A 19,273-nucleotide genomic window follows, 5' to 3' on the forward strand; every position below is an offset into this window, starting at 1 on the left:
AGTGAATTTAACTTATTGATTTATAAGGAAATGCTCTTTATAAGAATAGCATTTGGACTATTGACATTAAGTTTTGTTTTTGCAATTATGCACCTGCAAGCAGTGTGAGGCAATAGCTGATACACTGTGATTGGATTGTTGCTCTTACACCTTAACGAGGGTAACAGCTATTATATAACATAAAAAATCTAAGGTGAAAATTATGAAAAAAACATTAGTTGCATTAGCATTAACAGCGTTCGCAGCGTCAGCATCAGCAACAGTAGTTTATGATGCAGATGGTACAAAAGTAGATTTCTGGGGTTCTTTACGTTTAATCGTAGATAACCAAACATCAAAAACAGATGGTAAAAAAGATGCCGGTGAAGATAACGGCGATACCAAATTACGCAATGCAGGTACTCGCTTTGGTGTGAAAGTAAACCACGCATTAAATGACAACGGTTTCTACGCATTAGGTGCATTACAAGTTCGTCTAAAAGGCAACCAAGATGCTGGCTTTGGTGATTTATATGCTCACCAAGCGTATGTTGGTTTAGGTCAAAAAGAGTATGGTCAGCTTACTTTCGGTAAACAAGCAGTAATTGCTGATGATGTAGGTTTAGCAAATGACTACGCATACGGTTTATTAAATGACTATGTGCCAACTTCTAGCACAAGTGCCATTCGTTATGACTATAACGGTATTGAAGGTTTAACATTAAGTGCTAACTATAACTTTAGCCAAAATCAAAAAAATGACGGTAAGGTTTTAGATAAAGCAATCAAAAACGGTTACGGTTTCGGTGCAATTTATGAAGTAAACAACTGGATCTTCCAAGGTGCTTACGGTCGCACACACTATAAAACAGACTCAGAAGATAAAATTCGTGCAAACGCATTTGATGCAGCAGTTGGCTATAACATCAATGATGCTGTGTTAGTAGGTGTTGATGGTGGTTACCAAATTGAAAAAACCGGTTCAGACAAAGATAAATCTTTCTATGTTGGTCCAATGGTTAAAGTTCAAGTAACTGATAAATCATCTATCTATGGTAACTATAAATATGCTCAAACTAAATACGAAGGCGGTTCTAAAGATAAAGAACACGGTTTCTTAGTTGGTACTGACTACAAATTCCATAAAAACGTAGTTGCTTTCGTTGAAGGTGCATATGTGAAAGGTAGATCATACGATTCACAAGGTAATCACAGCTCAGCTAAAACAACAGAACAAGCAATCGGTGTTGGTTTACGCGTAAACTGGTAATTACTGATTTGCTAATCTAGTTTAACCCCTAACAAATTTTTGTTAGGGGTTTTATTTTGCAAATTTTTTAGAAAATACGACCGCTTGCCGGGTAAAATAATTTCCCTATCACTCTACCATTTCCCTATTTTTCGGATAGAATATAATCATTATTTTTAATACAAGAGGTGAAAAATGACAGAGGTTTATAACTTCAGTGCAGGTCCGGCAATGATGCCGAAAAAAGTGTTAGAAAAAGCACAAAACGAATTATTAAATTGGTTAGATCAAGGCACTTCGGTAATGGAAGTAAGCCATCGTGGTAAATTGTTTATGGAGTTAGCGACTCAATCTGAGGCTGATTTGCGTAAACTTTATAATATACCGGAAAATTACCGCATTCTCTTTTTACAAGGCGGAGCAAGAGGTCAGTTTGCGGCTATTCCAATGAATTTGATTGGCAAAAAAGGCAAAGCTCTTTATTTAAATTCAGGGCATTGGTCTGCAACTGCGGCAAAAGAAGCTCGTAACTTCACGGAAATTGATGAAATTAATATTTTAGAGACCGATCCGCAATTAAAAGTAAACCGCTTAGATTTTAGCGATATTGCTGATCAATATGATTATGTGCATTACTGCACAAACGAAACTATTAGCGGTGTTGAAATTGTTGATATTCCGAATGTAGGTAACACACCGTTAGTGGCAGATATGTCATCAAATATTTTGTCTCGTGGTATTGATATTAGTAAGTTTGGGGTAATTTATGCAGGTGCTCAGAAGAATCTAGGACCAGCAGGTATTACGATCGTGATTATTCGTGATGATTTAATCGGCAATGCCCGCAAAGACACGCCTTCTATTTGGAATTATGCGGTTCAGCGTGATGCGGATTCAATGATTAATACGCCACCCACTTTTGCTTGGTATTTGTGTTCATTAGTATTCAAACATTTACTGGTAGAAGGTGGATTAAAAGCTACAGAAGAGCGTAACTTAGCGAAAGCAACGTTGTTATATGATTATTTAGATAGCTCAAAATTCTATTACAACACAGTTGCAAAAGAAAACCGCTCATTGATGAATGTAACCTTTACCACGGGTAATGATGAATTAAATGCAAAATTTGTAAGTGAGGCGACCGCTTGTGGCTTACAAGCCTTGAAAGGACATAAAGTGTTAGGTGGAATGCGTGCTTCAATTTATAACGCAATGCCAATTGAAGGGGTTAAAGCGTTAATTGAGTTTATGAAAGAATTTGAACAACGTAATGCTTAAATAGAAAGATTAAGAGCCACATTTGTGGCTCTTTTCGTTTTATCAGATAGCAGTTTTAAACAGATAGAAGTTATAACCTACATAGGCTATGAAAAGAATAAATCCTTCTAAGCGGTTAATTCTTCCACCTTCCGGTCGGCGATAGATATTCAAGCCAAACACAAAAAGTAAGAAGGTTAGAGCAGACATAATCACAATATCACGAGAGAATACTTCTGCAGCTGCTTGCATTGGTTCAATTGCACCGGCAATACCGACCACCGCTAGGGTATTAAATAAGTTAGAACCGATGATGTTGCCTAATGCTAAATCCACCTCGCCTTTACGAGCAGCAGCAATAGATGATGCTAATTCAGGTAACGATGTACCCACTGCTACAATGGTTAAACCAATCACTAAATCGCTTACACCAAAGAATTTTGCAACTTCAACTGCTCCCCAAACCAAAAATTGAGAACTTACAACTAAAAGCACTAAGCCAATAATCAGCCATAAAATAGATTTGCCTAAACTCATTTCTGAGCTACTTTCTAATTCAGCATCAACATCAATTGCTAACGCATCATTTTTACTTTTCATTGCGGTAATGACTGTCCAAACCATATAAACTGCAAATACAGCAAGTAAAATAATCGCATCTAAGCGGGTAACATCGGCATCATAAAGTAAATAGGCTGAAAGTAGCGTAACTGCCATTAAAATAGGTAATTCCTTTTTCAATACTTCGGAATTTACCATTAATGGTTTAATAAGGGCGGTTAAACCTAAAATAAGAGCAATATTGGTAATATTTGAGCCATAAGCATTACCAAGTGCAATGCCGGGAGAGCCACTTAATGCAGATGAAGCTGAAACAATCATCTCTGGGGCTGATGTACCAAAGCCGATTACGACAATTCCAATTAATAATGGTGTCATACCAAAATGTTTAGCCGTAGATGCTGCCCCATCAACGAAACGGTCAGCACTCCAAACTAACACAATTAAGCCACCGATAATGGCAGCAAGAGCAAGAGTCATAAATTATCCTTCTATTACAAAATGAAAGTGCATTATAGCTTGTTGTGTAAAAATAAATATAGGCAAAGCGAAATAAATCGCCTATTATTTTGAAAAATTTGGACGAGTAAATATGAAAAATAGCAACGAATTAAAAACGCTTTTAGCTGAATTTACGGAAAAGCAAAAACAGGTATTTCCAACTACAGATGTAATGGAGCTCATTACTGAGCGTAGCCGTTTTTGCGATGAAATTTTGCTCACGCTTTGGCAACAATACGGGCTGGGAAAGCGTGAAGATCTTGTATTATTAGCGGTTGGCGGTTATGGGCGGGAGGAGATGTTTCCGCTCTCTGATCTTGATATTTTAGTGCTGTCTGAAAAGACATTAGATGAAACCACACAACAATTACTAAATGAATTATTTAATTTGCTGTGGGATAGTAAATTGCAGTTAGGAACAAGTGTTCGAACCCTTGATGAATGTATTGCGATCGGGAAAGCTGAAATTTCAGTTGCTACCAATATGTTGGAAGGGCGTTTTCTATTCGGCAATCATCAGCTTTGGATTAGATTAAAAGAGGCAATATATCAGCCGGATTTTTGGGAAATTGATGCATTTTTTAAAGCAAAAATGGACGAAAAAAACGCTCGCTATGCCCGCTATCATAATACCAGTTACAACCTTGAGCCTGATTTAAAACACAGCCCAGGAGGGTTGCGAGATCTGAATTTGATCTCTTGGATTATGCTACGTCAATACGGTGTACATTCATTCATTGATTTGCTCAATAAAGGGTTACTCTATTCCGAAGAATATAAAGAATTAATGGCAGCACAAGCGGTGCTTTTTCGTATGCGTTTTGCACTTCACTTGCAGCTTAAACGTTACGATAATCGTTTGAGGTTTGATAGACAGCTACAACTCAGTGAATTTTTAGGCTATCAAGGCGATGGTAATCAAGCGGTTGAAATGATGATGCGTGATTACTTCCAAGCTACAAAATCCATTTCTCAACTCAGCCAGCTCATACTGAATGGTTTTGAGCAAACCCATTTATTCAATTTGCAAAAAACAGGTGAAAAACAACCGCTTGATCCTTATTTTTATCAGCAAAATCAGATGATATTTATTGAAGATCGTCGCATTTTCAAAAATCATCCCTCTACAATGTTAGATTTATTCTTCCATCTTACGCATTTCCCGCAGTTAGCTGCAAGTGCAGATACGTTAAGGCAGCTGCGTTTATCTCTCCAGCAGCAAGAGCAAGCTCTTTGTGACAATGAGAAAATGAGAGAAAAATTTGTGCAACTCTTCCACCAACCTAAAGTGATATCCAGAGCGATTTTGCCAATGCACCAATTAGGTTTTTTGACAGCCTATTTACCACAATGGAAAGGCATTGAAGGGCTGATGCAGTTTGATTTGTTCCATATTTATACCGTAGATGAACACACGGTTCGGGTAATGCTGAATTTAGAAAACTTTGCTGAGAATACGCAAGATTCTATTTTTCCTCTCGCTAAAAGTTTATTTTCACAGTTATCAGATAAGCACGGCTTGATTTATCTTGCCGCACTTTTTCACGATATTGCAAAGGGCAGAGACGGCGATCACGCTAAAGTAGGGGCGGAGGATATGCGTGAATTCGCCAAACTACACGCATTTAACCAAGAGCAAACTGATTATATGACTTGGCTTGTGGAAGAACATTTGACGATGTCGATTACGGCTCAACGGCGTGATATTCACGATCCGGAAGTAGTGCGTGCATTTGCAAAAAAAGTGAAAAATTCGACCGCTTTATCTTCATTGCTTTGTTTAACGGTTGCCGATATTTGTGCAACCAGCGAGAGTTTATGGAATGATTGGAAAGCCTCACTTTTTACCCAACTTTACCAATTCACGTTGCAGCAATTAGCGGAAAATTTAGATTACGAAGCGGTAGCAAAAGAACATCGCTTGCAAGCATTAGAATTGATGAAATTGGTACTTTCTGCTGATGAAAGAAAGCGATTAACAACCTTTTGGCAACCTTGCCCGCAAAGCTATTTTTTACGCCATAAACCCACTCAATTGGTGTGGCACGCATTAAGTTATATTAAAAATCGCGAACTGCCAATGGTGTTAATCAGCAACGAGTATGCAAGGGGCGGAACAGAAATTTTTGTTTGTTGCCAAGATCAGCCTCAACTTTTTGCCCGTATCGCTCATTTATTAAGCCAAAAGAAAATCAGCATTCACGATGCTCAAATTATTACCAGCGAAAACAGCTTAGTGCTAGATAGTTTTATTGTAACTGAACGTAATGGAGAAGATTTAACCGACGAAAGAAGTCTACAAATTCAGCAATCTTTGATAAAAATGTTAGCAATGCCGAACAATCAGGTGAGGTTTATTAAAAAGCCTGTTAAGCACGCGTCATTTAAACGCAAAACAAGGTTACGTTTTCTTCCTCAATCATCAAAACAGCAAACTGAATTTGAATTATTTACCCTTGATCGAGATGGATTATTGGCTCAAGTTGGCTATATTTTTAATCGACTAAACTTGAATTTATTAAATGCGAAAATTACTACGATTGGCGAGAGAGTAGAGGATTTCTTTGTAGTAAATAATGCTGAAGGAAAAGCACTCTCGGAACAAGAGCAGTTGGTACTTCAAGAAACAATAATGAGAGAACTGGATAACGAATAGTAAAAACCGCTTGTAATTCATTACGACAAGCGGTTGTTTTTAGTAAAAATTTTACGATTTTAATAAGCCGGAAGAACCTTCAGAGTAATCCCTTGGTTGATCTTCTTCTGTTTTTTGAGGTTGAACAGGCAGCTGAGCTTGTTGGAAAAACTCAATACTTTTAGCATTTTCCGGTAATAACTTTTCAGAACTTTGAGCTAAATGGGCATACAGTTTTTTATAATCAGCCGCTAACGTTGAAAGTAATTGAGCGGATTGCTCGAAATGTTGCTCAAGTTGTTGTTTTTGTTCATCAAATTGTGTTTTGGTTTGTTTAAGTTCTCGCTCTAATTCGTGTTGTTTCCTTACATTACTATTAAATACACGCACTAGGGTACAACCTACCACAGCTCCCACAATAAATGCAGCGGCAATTGCTGCCCAAACATCACTTGTCCATTGTTCCATCATAAACTCCTTATGTTTAAGTAGTGAATTTATGGTTCTATTTTTAACATTTCGGCTTTTATTTGAAAAGCTCCAAATGATTAAAATGTGATATAGGTTCAATTTTAAAGAATAAGTCTAAAAAATATTAGATTTTTGGCTAAAAAGTCTGTATAATTTTGCCACCCTGTTTTGCTTGGAGTTTCCCGCCAAGCAGTTTGGTCAGAATTGACTCGAAGGGGTTGGATTCTACCGTCATAGGTAATTCCTTTTTAAGGAATTGGGTTATAAACTTTATATTTTGGTATTTAATTAATGAAAACTTTTGTAGCAAAACCAGAAACAGTACAACGTGACTGGTATGTAGTAGATGCGACAGGTAAAACTTTAGGTCGTTTAGCTACTGAATTAGCACGCCGTTTACGCGGTAAACATAAAGCTGAATATACTCCGCACGTAGATACAGGTGATTACATCATCGTTATCAATGCAGAGAAAGTAGCAGTAACTGGCAAAAAAGAAACTGATAAAATCTACTACTGGCACACTGGCTATGTAGGTGGTATCAAAGATGCAACCTTCAAAGAAATGATTGCACGTCGTCCGGAAGCAGTGATCGAGATCGCAGTTAAAGGTATGTTACCTAAAGGTCCTTTAGGTCGTGAAATGTTCCGTAAATTAAAAGTTTACGCAGGTAACGAACATAACCACGCTGCACAACAACCACAAGTTTTAGACATCTAATCACGGAGCAGAAAAATGACAGCAGCAAATCAAAACTACGGCACAGGTCGCCGCAAAAGCTCTTCAGCTCGTGTATTTATCAAACCGGGCAGTGGTAACATTACCATTAACCAACGTTCTTTAGAGGTTTACTTCGGTCGTGAAACTTCACGTATGATCGTTCGTCAACCATTAGAGTTAGTTGAATTAACAGATAAATTAGACCTATACATCACTGTAACCGGTGGTGGTATTTCTGGTCAAGCGGGTGCAATCCGTCACGGTATCACTCGTGCATTAATGGAATACGATGAAACTCTACGCCCAGCACTTCGTGCAGCAGGCTTCGTTACTCGTGACGCACGTCGCGTTGAACGTAAAAAAGTGGGTTTACACAAAGCACGTCGTCGTCCACAATACTCAAAACGTTAATTTTATTTTCGTTTTCAGCAAAAAAGGCAGGAATTCCTGCCTTTTTTATTATTTATAACACTATCTTTTATAAAGATATTTCACCATTAATAGTGCAATTCCTGCACCGCATAAATCAGCTAATCCATCTAACCAAGAACCTTGTCTGGTTTCAGTAAAAGTTGCTTGTCCTAATTCCGTTCCAAATGCATAAAATAGTGCAAAAATCATCAATCCTAAATAAGGTATGGCTCTATTTGATTGGATAGTCGCTCTTGCCATTAGCCAAATCTGTATAAAAAAGATGACAAAATGCCCGATTTTATCAAAATGGGGAAAGGGCGGTAGTTCGTTACTGCTTTCACGAAAAATTAAGCTGTAAATGCTAATGACAAACCAAAGTAGAGCTAAGAGAGCGTATTTATTCATTTTTAAATATTTCATAGAAAAATATAAAAAAACAAGCGGTCATTTTAGTAAAAAATTTACCAAAAATAACCGCTTGTAAACACTAGATGTTACTCGAATAAACCTTTGTGGAGTGAGCGAACAACGTCATCCGCCTCTTCATTTTTCACTAAGGTACAAACGTTATTTGTGCTTGCGCCATAGCTGATGAGACGGACATTATAGTTTTCAAGGGTTTGGAATAGACGTTTTGCTACACCGGACTGTGTGTGCAAATTGTTTCCGATAATCGCGACTAACGCTAAATCATTTTCTACTTGAACGTTGCAGTAAGCGTTTAATTCATCTAATAACTCTTTAGATAACATATCTGCACCTGAAGATGCTGAGCCGGTTTTGTCTAATGTTAAGGCAATGCTAACTTCAGAGGTTGTAATCACATCAACTGAAATTTTATGTTTAGCTAAAATTGCAAATACATTGGCTAAGAAACCTTGAGCGTGTAGCATCGAAAGGCTTGAAAGCGTTAATAAGATTTGGTTACGACGTAACGCAAGTGCACGGAACGTTGGGCGTGGTTGAGGATCTCGGGTTACCCAAGTGCCGCCTTGTTCAGGAGCTTTACTTGAACCTACGTATACAGGAATATTGCTACGCACTGCCGGTAATAATGTTGCCGGGTGAAGCACTTTTGCACCGAAAGTCGCCATTTCTGCTGCTTCGTTAAATGCCATTGTATCAATACGTTGTGCATTTGGTACAACTCGTGGATCAGTTGTGTAGATGCCCGGAACATCCGTCCAAATTAATACATCATTAGCATTTAATACTTCGGCTAATAAGGCGGCAGAGTAATCTGAACCACCACGACCTAGAGTTGTGGTTTTGCCTTCATCATCACGACCGATAAAACCTTGAGTAACTACGATTTTACCTGCTTCAATAAGTGGTTTGATAACTTTATCGGATTGTTGTTGGGTTTTTTCGTCGTTTGGGGCAGCTTTACCGTAGTGGTTATCCGTCGCTACAATGTCTCGCACATCAACCCATACGGCTGGGTGTCCACGCTCAATTAGTAATTGGGTAAAGATTTTGGTGGACATCATCTCGCCGTGGCTGATTAATTCATCGCTTAATGCCGCAGAGGTCGCAAGGCTTGCAGATTCTGCTAGGGTTTCAATACGATCTAATAATTCGTCAATTTCAGCACGAACGCTGTCTTGGTGTTGCAGTTTTTCAATGATGTTGTATTGAATCTGGCGAACGGCTGTAATGATTTCATCACGTTTTTCTTTTTCACAACCATTTGCGAGCTCAACTAAATAGTTTGTAACACCGGCAGAAGCAGAAAGTACCACGACACGAGTGTTGGCATCTGCAATCACGATGTTTGCCGATGAGGTCATTGCATCAAAATTAGCAACGCTGGTACCACCAAATTTAGCCACAGAAAGATGAGACATAATAAAATTTCCTTAAAACAAAATAGATAAATGTTGTGTTAGGGGATATTCGGAAAGGAAATTTGAGTAGATTATACGGTTTGATTAGAGAACCAATTAATCAGAGCACTCCATTTAATATTTGCTATTAAATGACAGCTGATAGGATTCAACCTGCTCAGCCGATGTTAATTCCAGTCTAGTGAATTCACACCTCGGCAATCACTCCCATCACTTAATTTTCAAACGGTCCTAGTTACCTCAAATTAAGTTGCCTGAGTGTTGCACCTCTCCTGTAATGGCAATTCCATTACTCTTTTTTCAATGGATTGAAAAAACGGTATAGAAATACCTTTTTATCTGAGTTTTGTCAATGAATATTTGAAAAAACTTAGGGGGAGCAGTGAAAACAAGCGGTTATTTTTTCGTAAAATTTTACAAGAATTTGACCGCTTGAATAGTGAGTTTGAAATTTTACTCTAAAATTTTTTTGAAATGGATCACAAAACTTAATTTAGGTGATTGTCTTTAAAATGCTTTTTTTCTATTCTATTTCTACTCAATATGAGTTAATTAATTGGAGGTTTGTATGAGTGTTTTAGGTTATCTACAAAAAATCGGTAGAGCCTTAATGGTGCCGGTGGCGGCGTTACCGGCAGCGGCACTATTAATGGGGATTGGTTATTGGATTGACCCGGACGGCTGGGGAGTAAATAGCCAGCTGGCAGCGTTACTGATCAAATCAGGGGCGGCAATCATTGATAATATGTCCATTTTATTTGCGGTGGGTGTTGCCTTTGGTATGTCTAAAGAAAAAGATGGGGCAGCCGCATTATCCGGTTTAGTTGGTTATTTAGTGATTACCACCTTGCTTGCACCGGGAGCGGTGGCTCAATTACAAGGCATTGCAGTCGATCAAGTACCGGCGGCATTCGGTAAAATCAATAACCAATTTATCGGGATTTTAGTGGGTGTGATTTCAGCGGAACTTTATAACCGTTTCTACCAAGTGGAATTGCCGAAAGCGTTATCCTTCTTTAGCGGTAAACGTTTAGTGCCGATTGTTGTATCGGTTGTGATGATCGTGGTTGCGTTTATTCTATTGTACGTATGGCCGGTGATTTTTGGTGGATTAGTATCTTTTGGTGAATCAATCAAAGATATGGGTTCAGTCGGTGCAGGTATTTATGCTTTCTTCAACCGTTTATTAATTCCTGTTGGCTTACACCATGCACTTAACTCTGTGTTCTGGTTTGACGTAGCAGGTATTAACGATATACCAAACTTCTTAGGCGGAGCGAAGTCGTTAGCGGAAGGCAAAGCAGTAGTAGGCGTAACCGGTATGTACCAAGCCGGCTTCTTCCCTGTGATGATGTTTGGTTTACCGGCAGCGGCATTAGCGATTTATCATAGTGCAAAACCGGCTAAAAAAGTGCAAGTTGCATCAATTATGTTTGCGGCGGCTTTAGCCTCATTCTTCACCGGTATTACTGAGCCACTTGAGTTTGCTTTTATGTTTGTAGCACCAGTGCTTTATGTGGTTCACGCATTATTAACCGGTATCTCGGTGTATATCGCTGCTTCAATGGAGTGGATTGCAGGCTTTGGCTTTAGTGCAGGTTTAGTGGACTTAGTACTATCAAGCCGCAACCCGCTTGCCGTTCAATGGTATATGTTGTTGGTGCAAGGTTTAGTGTTCGCTGTGATTTACTATGCGTTATTCCGCATTGTAATTCGTGCGTTTAACTTAAAAACCCCGGGACGCGAAGACGATGCCGAAACACAAGCGGTCAATACCACATCTCATCAAGAACGAGCAAAACAGTTTATTGATGCTTTAGGCGGTAAAGAAAACTTGCTCAATATTGATGCTTGTATTACACGTTTACGTTTAACCTTAGCTGATGTGTCTAAAGTTAATGAGGCTCAATTAAAAGCCCTTGGCTCGAAAGGCAATATCAAATTAGGGGAAAATGCGTTCCAAGTGATTTTGGGAACAGAAGCGGAATTTGTTGCAGACGCAATGAAGAAACTTTAAAACTGAATCAATAAACAAGCGGTCAATTTTTCGCAAAATTTTGCAAGAAATTGACCGCTTGAATTTTATGCTTTTTTATTCGTTGGTGCTTGTTTATGAGCAGCCATTTTTTGGCGAATTTCACGGCGTTGTTTTGACAGTTCTGCGTTACGAATCATATAATCATCAACACGGTTTTCGTAGTCATCACGCATATTGGCAATAATAGCTCGAATTTCTTCAATAGACATTTCATCTGTAATGTATTGGGTTAGATTATCCAATAACAATACACGTTTTTGGTTATCACGAATTTTGCGATCGTTATCAGCAGTTTCTCGGTGTAATTTGTTTTTTAGACGATAAAGATGCACATATTCCAACATATCGTGGAATGATTTATTGACTTCAGACATAAAGACCTCTCTTAGTTGAGTTTTATTGAAAATAATTAAGTAAATCCTAGTCTTTTTCTGCCAATTCGTCAAAAAATTTTGTGTTAATTTTATGATTTAAATCTGTTATCAAAAAGTTCGTTAAATTTTGTAGTGATATTTAGCTTAAAAATGGTAATATCTTATCATTTATAGTTATTAAGGGATTTTGTTATGTCATCAAATATCGCTCCTCGTGAATTTGCTGCAATTGATTTAGGCTCAAACAGCTTTCATATGATTGTAGCCCGTATTGTGAATGGCTCAATTCAAGTCCTTTCTCGTCTTAAACGCCGTGTCCGATTAGCTGATGGGCTTGATGAAAATTTAATACTTAGTCAAGAAGCTATCGACAGAGGTGTCGATTGCTTGGCATTATTTGCTAAACGCTTAAAAGGCTTTTCTCCGGAGAATGTGAAGGTCGTCGGTACTTATACGCTACGAAGAGCTTCAAATAAACAAGATTTTCTTGACCAAGCAAAAGCGGTTTTTCCTTATTCTATTTCTATTATTTCGGGGCAAGAAGAAGCCCGATTGATTTATTCAGGGGTTAGCCACACACAACCTGAAACGGGTAGAAAGCTCGTAGTAGATATTGGTGGTGGTTCAACAGAAATTACCATTGGCGACAACTTTAATCCAATTCGGGCGGAAAGCCGTCATATGGGGTGTGTAAGTTTTGCTAAACGTTTTTTCCCAAAAGGTGAACTAACTATTGAGCTTTTTGATAGTGCTTATCAACTTGCAATGGAAAAAATTGAGGACTTGATGTGGGAATATCAAGAATTAGGCTGGGAACACGCACTGGGTTCTTCAGGCACAATCAAAACCGTTCATCAAGTTCTCATTGCTAATGGCTATCGTGATGGATTAATTACCGAGCCTCGTTTGCAAAAAATGATTGATTTATGTTTGGAATTTAAATCGTTACACGACATAAAAATGCGTGGGCTATTGGAAGAACGAGCAGATGTATTAGTGCCTGGTTTAGCTATTTTATTAGCACTTTTCCATACTTTTAAAATTGAGACTTTGCGTTATTCTAACGGTGCTTTGCGAGAGGGGGTGATGTATGGGTTGGAAAAAAGTTTCCAAGTAGGCGATATTCGCCAACGCACTGCCGAAGCTTTAGTTGAGCAGTTTGATTTAGATAAAAAACAAGCCGAAAGAGTAGAAAAAACAGCATTTATACTTTTTGACCAAATTAGATGTTGGAAAAATCGTCGCCAAATTGAAGATTTTCGTTCTATGCTGAAGTGGGCAAGTCTATTGCACGAAATTGGTATTGTAGTTAATCATAATAATGTTCATCGCCACTCCGCTTATTTGATTTCAAATAGAGATTTACCGGGTTTTGATTTTGAACAACAGACATTGTTAGCGGTGTTAATGCGGTATCATCTTAAAGGATTCAAACGTTCTGATATTCGTAGCATTAATCGCTACCAATATCGTGATATCTTAACCCTAGTTCGTTTATTTAGGTTAGCGGTGCTGCTTAATCGTTCCCGTCAAGCCACGATTGAGCCAAAGCAGATTTTTCTTACCATTGAAAATAACGATTGGAATTTAGTATTTAATGAGAGTTTTTTAAGCCAGAACCCATTAGTATTAGCTGATCTAGAAGATGAGCAAAAGACATTATCTACGGTAGATCTTTCTTTAACTATTTCTTAATCTTCATTCACTATTTTCATTAACGCCATTAAGGCGTTAATGATTTCCTTTGCCAATAAAATTTGATCTACTTCGCATTTTTGAAATTTTCTTATTGAGATTATTCTGTTAAGCCATTATTCTTCTTTTATTGGAGTATATCTTCATAAATGAGTGTTTGTGGAGTAATACGTCATAGCATATTTTATGAATAGATTGAGGGAAATCTTATGTTATTAGCCGATTTATCAAGAGATGATTACGCAAAATCATTACCACCTGTATTTGCAAGACTTTGCGGCAAATTAAAAAGTTTAGATTTAGCTAATTTAGAACTGGGCTGGCAGGACTTAGAAGAAGGCATTCGTATGAATGTGATGTCATTTGAAACCACTCCGGCAGAAGGTAAAAAAGCGGAAATGCACCGAAAATTTGTGGATATTCAATTATTGATTGAAGGTGAAGAGATGATTGAATACGGCTTAAGCCAGCCTGATTTATCAAAATATGATGAATACCGTGATGAAGATGACTACCAGCTCACCGATGCGATTGATGATAAAAATGAAGTTGTACTTAAACCAAATATGTTTGCTATTTTCTTACCTTACGAACCACATAAACCGGGTAATTCAGTAAATAGTAACAACGTATTAAAAAAATTAGTGGTAAAAGTACCTGTGGAATTACTATAGGAGGCGAAAATGTCTGCTAGAGGAAAAATTCTGAATACAATTAGTTCTCTACAAAGCAGTTTGACAAAAACGGAAAAGAAAATAGCAGCGGTAATTTTATCTCAACCCGAATTACTGAGCCAATGTTCTTTATCTGAAGTTTCGAAGCACTTAGATGTCGGTGAGGCAACGTTTATTCGTTTTTGTCGTACATTAGGATTTAAAGGCTATACCGATTTCAAATTGGAATTGGCAATAGAACTTGCTACTCAAAATCAAGATAAACGTGTTTTGTTAGATACAGATGTATCTGAAGGAGACACATCAAAAGATATTGCTAATAAACTAAAAAACAGCTTGGATAGTGCAATTAGTGAAACCATTAATCTACTTGATTTTGATGTACTGGAAAAAGTTGTACAGGAGCTACGAAAAGCCAAAAGAATATTTTTATTCGGTGTAGGCTCTTCAGGGTTAACGGCAGAAGATGCTAAGCATAAATTAATGCGTATAGGGCTACAAACTGATGCAGTAACCAACAACCATTTTATGTATATGCAAGCTGCTCTTGTTGAAGAAGGTGATTTAGTCATTGGTATAAGCCACTCGGGGTATTCTGAGGAAGTGGTGAAATCACTCCGTTTCTCTCGGGCTAATAAAGCCACTACAGTTGCAATTACGCATAACTTGCGTTCCCCTGTAACGGAAGAAGCAAATTATGTATTAATTAATGGTAATCGACAAGGGCATATGCAAGGGGATTCTATCGGTACAAAAATGTCGCAACTTTTTGTATTGGATTTAATTTACACCTTGTTAGTAAAAGCAGAGCCTGAAAATGCCTTAAAACAAAAACAAAAAACCTTGAACGTGATTTTAGAGCAGAGAGTTAAAGGCTAGACTTAAATAAGAAAACCTTTGGTTAATTTGATTAGCCAAAGGTTTTCTCATATTACAAGCGGTCTATTTTTTCTTAAATTTTACTAATTTTAATGCGACACTTGAGCCAAAAATAACAACACAGGCAAAGCTCATTTGTGCCATAGAAATGCGTTCGCCGAGTACAATGTAAGCAATAATGGCAGTTGAAACGGGCATTAATAGCTCCAAGACTTGATAAGTTACCAGACCTTGAGTTTGGATTATATGAAATGTAAGCACCATTCCAGCAACAATAGCATAAATACCCACAGCCATTAGCGTGAATAAAAGCCAGCTTGGCGTTGCAAAAATTTCATCAATTTTGCCCGCTTGTAGGCTTAGTAACAGGCTTGAAATGGAGGTGGTTAATGAGGTTACACAGCTTAGCGTAAAAACGTTGAGCTCTCGGCTGAATTTAACGACTAAATTTTGAATATTGCGGATAATAATCGAAAGAAATAGGAAAAATGAGCCTAAAACAAACCCTTCTCCTACAGAAATAGTTTTGCCATACCAGACAAAGCTTAATGAACCAAGAATGGTTAATACTGAGCCAAACCAAAAACGTTTATTTTTAATCCTTTCCCTTTCATCTTTAAAGAATAGAGCTGCAATGATTACGCCGAAGGGCATTGCTAATACGCCAAAAATTGAGGCGGTAACTGCACTGGTAATTTTTACTCCTTTTAACCAAAAATACATATTGGCAGACATCATTAATCCAACAAATAACGCAATTGCAATCAGTTTTGGGCTTCTAACAAACTGAGTGAGTGATGAACGGAATTTCCATAGAATCAACAATAATAAGGCTAAACCACCTACAAGAAATCTAACACCATTGTTATTAAGCGGATCAAAATGTAGGCTTAAAAATCGCAGCAATACGATATTTAAACCAATACCCAAAACATAGAGCAGATTAGTGAAGATTAACTGATGAGAAAGAGGCATAAATTACATATAGCTCGGTTTAACACCGAGCGTTAAGGCATAAGAAATGTGCGTAGAATAGCAAGAAAAGTGGTTATTTTACAGCAGATTATGATGTTTTTTCATCAAGAGGGGTAATGTTGGTAGCTGATGCACCTCTATCGCCTTGTACTAATTCAAATTGTACTTTTTGCCCCACTTTTAATGAGCGATAGCCTTCTGTTTTGATTTCAGAAAAATGAGCGAAAATATCACCCTCACATACATCCGATGTAATAAAACCAAATCCTTTTACATTGTTAAACCATTTAACAATACCGATATCCATATAAATCTCCCTAAATAAATGAATGACGATAATCGGATTGTAAATAAAATGCTTAAAAGCTCAACTATCAAAGTGTGGAAATTAGACAGAGATCACAAAAATTTTTAGAAAATTGATGTTTCTAATCTGATGTTCCCATCTTCAACGACTATTGCTTTACCAAATTTTTTAACCATCGCTTCTTTCATTTTACTTTCATCTAAGGTGTAAACAGGTGTGCTGTTTAAAAAACCGGCTAATCCTTCTGCAAGCATCGGTAAGAACATTTGAAGCTCAGACTGATATTTGGCTGGCGTTGCAGACCAGCTCAGCAATCGTACATCTTTTAAGAATAATGCACCTCTTTGTGGATCGTAGTAGGGCGTAGTGTCCATATTTAAATGAATCGAAGCATCATATTTTTTGCCTCTGGCTTTTAAAATGCCATCCACTGCCCCTGAAATGGCAACTTTCTTTTCTTTTGTTCTACCAATTTGGCTAGTGAGTGAATGAAGGCGATAATCTAATTCAAATAACTGGGGAATACCGACTTTATCTTGAAGAGGTACTTTTTCACTTAATTTAGTTGCTAAATAATCATTAATTTCCTGTTCACTAATACTCAGCATATTGGCATTAACCGAAAGTATTGCGGCTGATGCAATAAATAAAGCGGTAAATTTGCGTAAAATTTTCATAATTTATTCTTTAAAATTAGGTTTAATAGTTTAAACAAGGTAAAATGTACTTGGCTATCATAGCCCATATTTTATGTTAGGACATACAAAAAATGAAAAAATTCTTATTATGCGTTAGCATTTTAACTATTGTTGCTTGCTCATCAACTGGCGTTGGGGGTAATGTAGGAGTCGGTGGTGGCTCAAATGGTGTTGGAATCGGCTTAGGCGTTGGCACAGGCTTTAGATTCTAATTTGTAAATTTTTAGCGGTTTTTGACCGCTTTCACGAACTGTTTATTTGTGGATAGAAAATGAAGTACGAATTAAAAAAAACAAGTGGTAACGCTCGTCGTGGGCGTCTGACATTCAGCCGTCCGAGAGGAGAATTTCACGTTGAAACTCCCGCATTTATGCCTGTTGGAACATACGGCACAGTTAAGGGAATGACCCCTGAAGAAGTGGCGGCAACAGGAGCTCAAATTCTGTTGGGTAATACTTTCCATCTTTGGCTTCGTCCGGGTCAAGAAGTGATGAAAATGCACGGCGATCTGCACGACTTTATGCAATGGCACGGTCCGATTTTAACTGACTCAGGCGGTTTCCAAGTATTTAGTTTAGGCAAATTGCGTAAAATTAAAGAAGAAGGCGTTACGTTCCAAAACCCGATTAGTGGTGAGAAAATTTTCCTTTCGCCTGAAAAATCAATGGAGATCCAATACGATCTTGGTTCAGACATAGTAATGATTTTTGATGAATGCACGCCTTATCCGGCAACCTTTGATTATGCGAAAAAATCAATGGAAATGTCATTACGTTGGGCAAAACGCTCACGTGATCGCTTCGATGAATTAGAAAACCCAAATGCGTTATTTGGTATTATTCAAGGCGGAGTATATGAAGAACTACGTAAGGTTTCAGTAGAAAAATTAGTTGAAATCGGCTTTGACGGCTATGCGGTGGGCGGTTTGGCAGTAGGCGAGCCAAAAGAAGATATGCACCGTATTTTAGAATACGTTTGCCCGCAAATTCCGGCAGATAAACCTCGCTACTTAATGGGCGTAGGTAAACCGGAAGATTTGGTGGAAGGCGTTCGTCGTGGTATTGATATGTTTGACTGTGTAATGCCAACTCGTAATGCTCGTAATGGTCATTTATTTGTTACTAACGGTATTGTAAAAATCCGAAACGCAAAATATCGTGAGGATACTACACCGTTAGATCCGGAATGTGATTGCTACACTTGTAAAAATTACACTAAAGCCTACTTATATCATTTAGATAAATGTGGTGAAATTTTAGGGGCAAGATTAAACACCATTCACAATTTACGCTATTATCAACGCCTAATGGCAGAAATTCGTCAAGCTATTGAAGATGATCGATTTGATGATTTTGTAGTTGAATTCTATGCCCGAATTGGCAAAGACGTGCCACCTTTACAATCTGAAGTGAATAATCAGGAGTAACAAGGAGTTTATATGCAACAACTTGAACCGCAAACCTTTGCAAGCTGGGCTGAACCCATTGATATGTTGTATGCTTGCCATAGCAAAGTAAAAAGTTTCTGCAAACAATTGCAAATTTTGCCTGATTACCTTGAAAAGAATGGGGTAAACCAGGCAGTAAAAAATGATGTTCAGCAGATCTTAAATTACTTCAACATATCCGCTCCTCTTCATCACGAAGACGAAGAAGATGATTTCTTCCCAGAGTTGATTAAAGTGCAGCCTCAAGCTCAAGCTGATGTGGATGAGTTAGAACGCCAGCACGTTCATTTGCATAAAAACTGGGACGATTTATCTGCACAGCTTGAAGCTTTGCTCGCAGGCGAACGAGAAAATATCGATAGAGACTTAATCGAGCGTTTTGTGGCAGGTTATGACGTGCATATTGCGATTGAAGAGCCACTTTTCGAGCTAGGGCGTGAGCATTTAGCGGAAGAAAAGCTCTCGGCGATGGGTAAAATTATGGCAGACCGCCGTAAATTATAATTTCAATGAATAAGGCGAACGTTGAGTTCGCCTTTTGTATATCAAAAC

The 19,273-nt window shown here is 37.9% G+C and carries 20 protein-coding genes and 1 riboswitch; of the genes, 12 read left to right on the forward strand and 8 right to left on the reverse strand.

Going from position 1 to position 19,273, the window contains the following annotated elements:
* Positions 1 to 202 precede the first annotated feature (202 nt).
* Both V6W77_RS04520 and serC read left to right on the forward strand, forming a co-directional pair.
* Positions 203 to 1,249, forward strand: coding sequence for a porin (locus tag V6W77_RS04520; protein ID WP_334253916.1), 1,047 nt, complete (start codon positions 203 to 205; stop codon positions 1,247 to 1,249).
* 174 nt (positions 1,250 to 1,423) lie between these two features.
* Positions 1,424 to 2,506, forward strand: coding sequence for a 3-phosphoserine/phosphohydroxythreonine transaminase (gene serC, locus V6W77_RS04525; protein ID WP_334253917.1), 1,083 nt, complete (start codon positions 1,424 to 1,426; stop codon positions 2,504 to 2,506).
* 42 nt (positions 2,507 to 2,548) lie between these two features.
* On the opposite strand, the gene V6W77_RS04530 is transcribed toward serC, so the two are convergent.
* Positions 2,549 to 3,526, reverse strand: a complete 978-nt coding sequence (locus V6W77_RS04530) for a calcium/sodium antiporter (protein ID WP_025235924.1) — start codon at positions 3,524 to 3,526, stop codon at positions 2,549 to 2,551.
* A gap of 112 nt (positions 3,527 to 3,638) precedes the next feature.
* Here V6W77_RS04530 and glnD point away from each other — a divergent pair, with 112 nt between their 5' ends.
* Positions 3,639 to 6,203 (forward strand): bifunctional uridylyltransferase/uridylyl-removing protein GlnD, encoded by a 2,565-nt coding sequence (gene glnD, locus V6W77_RS04535; protein ID WP_334253918.1) that lies wholly within the window; start codon positions 3,639 to 3,641, stop codon positions 6,201 to 6,203.
* Between the two features lie 51 nt (positions 6,204 to 6,254).
* On the opposite strand, the gene V6W77_RS04540 is transcribed toward glnD, so the two are convergent.
* On the reverse strand, positions 6,255 to 6,650 hold the full coding sequence (locus V6W77_RS04540; protein WP_334253982.1) for a Z-ring associated ZapG family protein: 396 nt from the start codon (positions 6,648 to 6,650) through the stop codon (positions 6,255 to 6,257).
* A gap of 294 nt (positions 6,651 to 6,944) precedes the next feature.
* Here V6W77_RS04540 and rplM point away from each other — a divergent pair, with 294 nt between their 5' ends.
* The gene (gene rplM, locus V6W77_RS04545; protein WP_025217228.1) at positions 6,945 to 7,373 is read left to right on the forward strand and encodes a 50S ribosomal protein L13; all 429 of its coding nucleotides are present in this window, start codon (positions 6,945 to 6,947) and stop codon (positions 7,371 to 7,373) included.
* A gap of 15 nt (positions 7,374 to 7,388) precedes the next feature.
* Positions 7,389 to 7,784: a 30S ribosomal protein S9 gene (rpsI, locus tag V6W77_RS04550; protein WP_025217229.1), complete on the forward strand. Its 396-nt coding sequence runs from the start codon at positions 7,389 to 7,391 to the stop codon at positions 7,782 to 7,784.
* A gap of 60 nt (positions 7,785 to 7,844) precedes the next feature.
* Here the strand turns inward: rpsI and V6W77_RS04555 are convergent, their stop codons facing one another.
* The gene (locus V6W77_RS04555; protein WP_334253919.1) at positions 7,845 to 8,192 is read right to left on the reverse strand and encodes a VanZ family protein; all 348 of its coding nucleotides are present in this window, start codon (positions 8,190 to 8,192) and stop codon (positions 7,845 to 7,847) included.
* Positions 8,193 to 8,281: 89 nt separating this feature from the next.
* Positions 8,282 to 9,634: a lysine-sensitive aspartokinase 3 gene (lysC, locus tag V6W77_RS04560; RefSeq protein WP_334233451.1), complete on the reverse strand. Its 1,353-nt coding sequence runs from the start codon at positions 9,632 to 9,634 to the stop codon at positions 8,282 to 8,284.
* 95 nt (positions 9,635 to 9,729) lie between these two features.
* Positions 9,730 to 9,914, reverse strand: a riboswitch (Lysine riboswitch).
* A 288-nt stretch (positions 9,915 to 10,202) separates the two neighbouring features.
* On the opposite strand from lysC, the gene nagE reads away from it, so the two are divergent.
* Complete coding sequence (nagE, locus tag V6W77_RS04565) at positions 10,203 to 11,651, forward strand: N-acetylglucosamine-specific PTS transporter subunit IIBC (protein WP_334253920.1); 1,449 nt, start codon at positions 10,203 to 10,205, stop codon at positions 11,649 to 11,651.
* A gap of 65 nt (positions 11,652 to 11,716) precedes the next feature.
* Here nagE and V6W77_RS04570 read toward each other — a convergent pair whose 3' ends face one another.
* Positions 11,717 to 12,046 (reverse strand): DUF496 family protein, encoded by a 330-nt coding sequence (locus tag V6W77_RS04570; RefSeq protein WP_025217386.1) that lies wholly within the window; start codon positions 12,044 to 12,046, stop codon positions 11,717 to 11,719.
* Positions 12,047 to 12,238: 192 nt separating this feature from the next.
* On the opposite strand from V6W77_RS04570, the gene ppx reads away from it, so the two are divergent.
* The 3 genes from ppx (at position 12,239) to V6W77_RS04585 (ending at position 15,294) form a co-directional block, all read left to right on the forward strand.
* Positions 12,239 to 13,741, forward strand: a complete 1,503-nt coding sequence (gene ppx / locus V6W77_RS04575) for an exopolyphosphatase (RefSeq protein ID WP_334253921.1) — start codon at positions 12,239 to 12,241, stop codon at positions 13,739 to 13,741.
* 209 nt (positions 13,742 to 13,950) lie between these two features.
* On the forward strand, positions 13,951 to 14,415 hold the full coding sequence (gene nanQ, locus V6W77_RS04580) for an N-acetylneuraminate anomerase (protein ID WP_283385924.1): 465 nt from the start codon (positions 13,951 to 13,953) through the stop codon (positions 14,413 to 14,415).
* A 9-nt stretch (positions 14,416 to 14,424) separates the two neighbouring features.
* On the forward strand, positions 14,425 to 15,294 hold the full coding sequence (locus V6W77_RS04585) for a MurR/RpiR family transcriptional regulator (RefSeq protein WP_025235933.1): 870 nt from the start codon (positions 14,425 to 14,427) through the stop codon (positions 15,292 to 15,294).
* Positions 15,295 to 15,357: 63 nt separating this feature from the next.
* Here V6W77_RS04585 and V6W77_RS04590 read toward each other — a convergent pair whose 3' ends face one another.
* From V6W77_RS04590 to V6W77_RS04600, 3 genes are all read right to left on the reverse strand, one after another.
* Positions 15,358 to 16,269, reverse strand: coding sequence for a DMT family transporter (locus tag V6W77_RS04590; protein WP_334253922.1), 912 nt, complete (start codon positions 16,267 to 16,269; stop codon positions 15,358 to 15,360).
* Between the two features lie 88 nt (positions 16,270 to 16,357).
* On the reverse strand, positions 16,358 to 16,576 hold the full coding sequence (gene cspD / locus V6W77_RS04595; RefSeq protein WP_025235935.1) for a cold shock domain-containing protein CspD: 219 nt from the start codon (positions 16,574 to 16,576) through the stop codon (positions 16,358 to 16,360).
* A 104-nt stretch (positions 16,577 to 16,680) separates the two neighbouring features.
* Entirely contained in the window at positions 16,681 to 17,253 is a 573-nt protein-coding gene (locus tag V6W77_RS04600; protein ID WP_334237408.1) for a YceB family lipoprotein, read from the reverse strand.
* A 92-nt stretch (positions 17,254 to 17,345) separates the two neighbouring features.
* Between V6W77_RS04600 and V6W77_RS04605 the strand changes: the two genes are divergently transcribed.
* Genes V6W77_RS04605 through V6W77_RS04615 form a run of 3 tightly spaced genes read left to right on the forward strand, consistent with a single transcriptional unit; the run spans position 17,346 to position 19,225 of the window.
* Positions 17,346 to 17,486, forward strand: a complete 141-nt coding sequence (locus V6W77_RS04605) for a hypothetical protein (protein ID WP_200865324.1) — start codon at positions 17,346 to 17,348, stop codon at positions 17,484 to 17,486.
* A 59-nt stretch (positions 17,487 to 17,545) separates the two neighbouring features.
* Positions 17,546 to 18,700, forward strand: a complete 1,155-nt coding sequence (tgt, locus tag V6W77_RS04610) for a tRNA guanosine(34) transglycosylase Tgt (protein ID WP_334248036.1) — start codon at positions 17,546 to 17,548, stop codon at positions 18,698 to 18,700.
* A gap of 12 nt (positions 18,701 to 18,712) precedes the next feature.
* Complete coding sequence (locus tag V6W77_RS04615) at positions 18,713 to 19,225, forward strand: hemerythrin domain-containing protein (RefSeq protein WP_334253923.1); 513 nt, start codon at positions 18,713 to 18,715, stop codon at positions 19,223 to 19,225.
* Positions 19,226 to 19,273: the final 48 nt, after the last annotated feature.

It is taken from the genome of Mannheimia indoligenes (assembly GCF_036880405.1).
GTDB classification, from domain to species: domain Bacteria; phylum Pseudomonadota; class Gammaproteobacteria; order Enterobacterales; family Pasteurellaceae; genus Mannheimia; species Mannheimia indoligenes.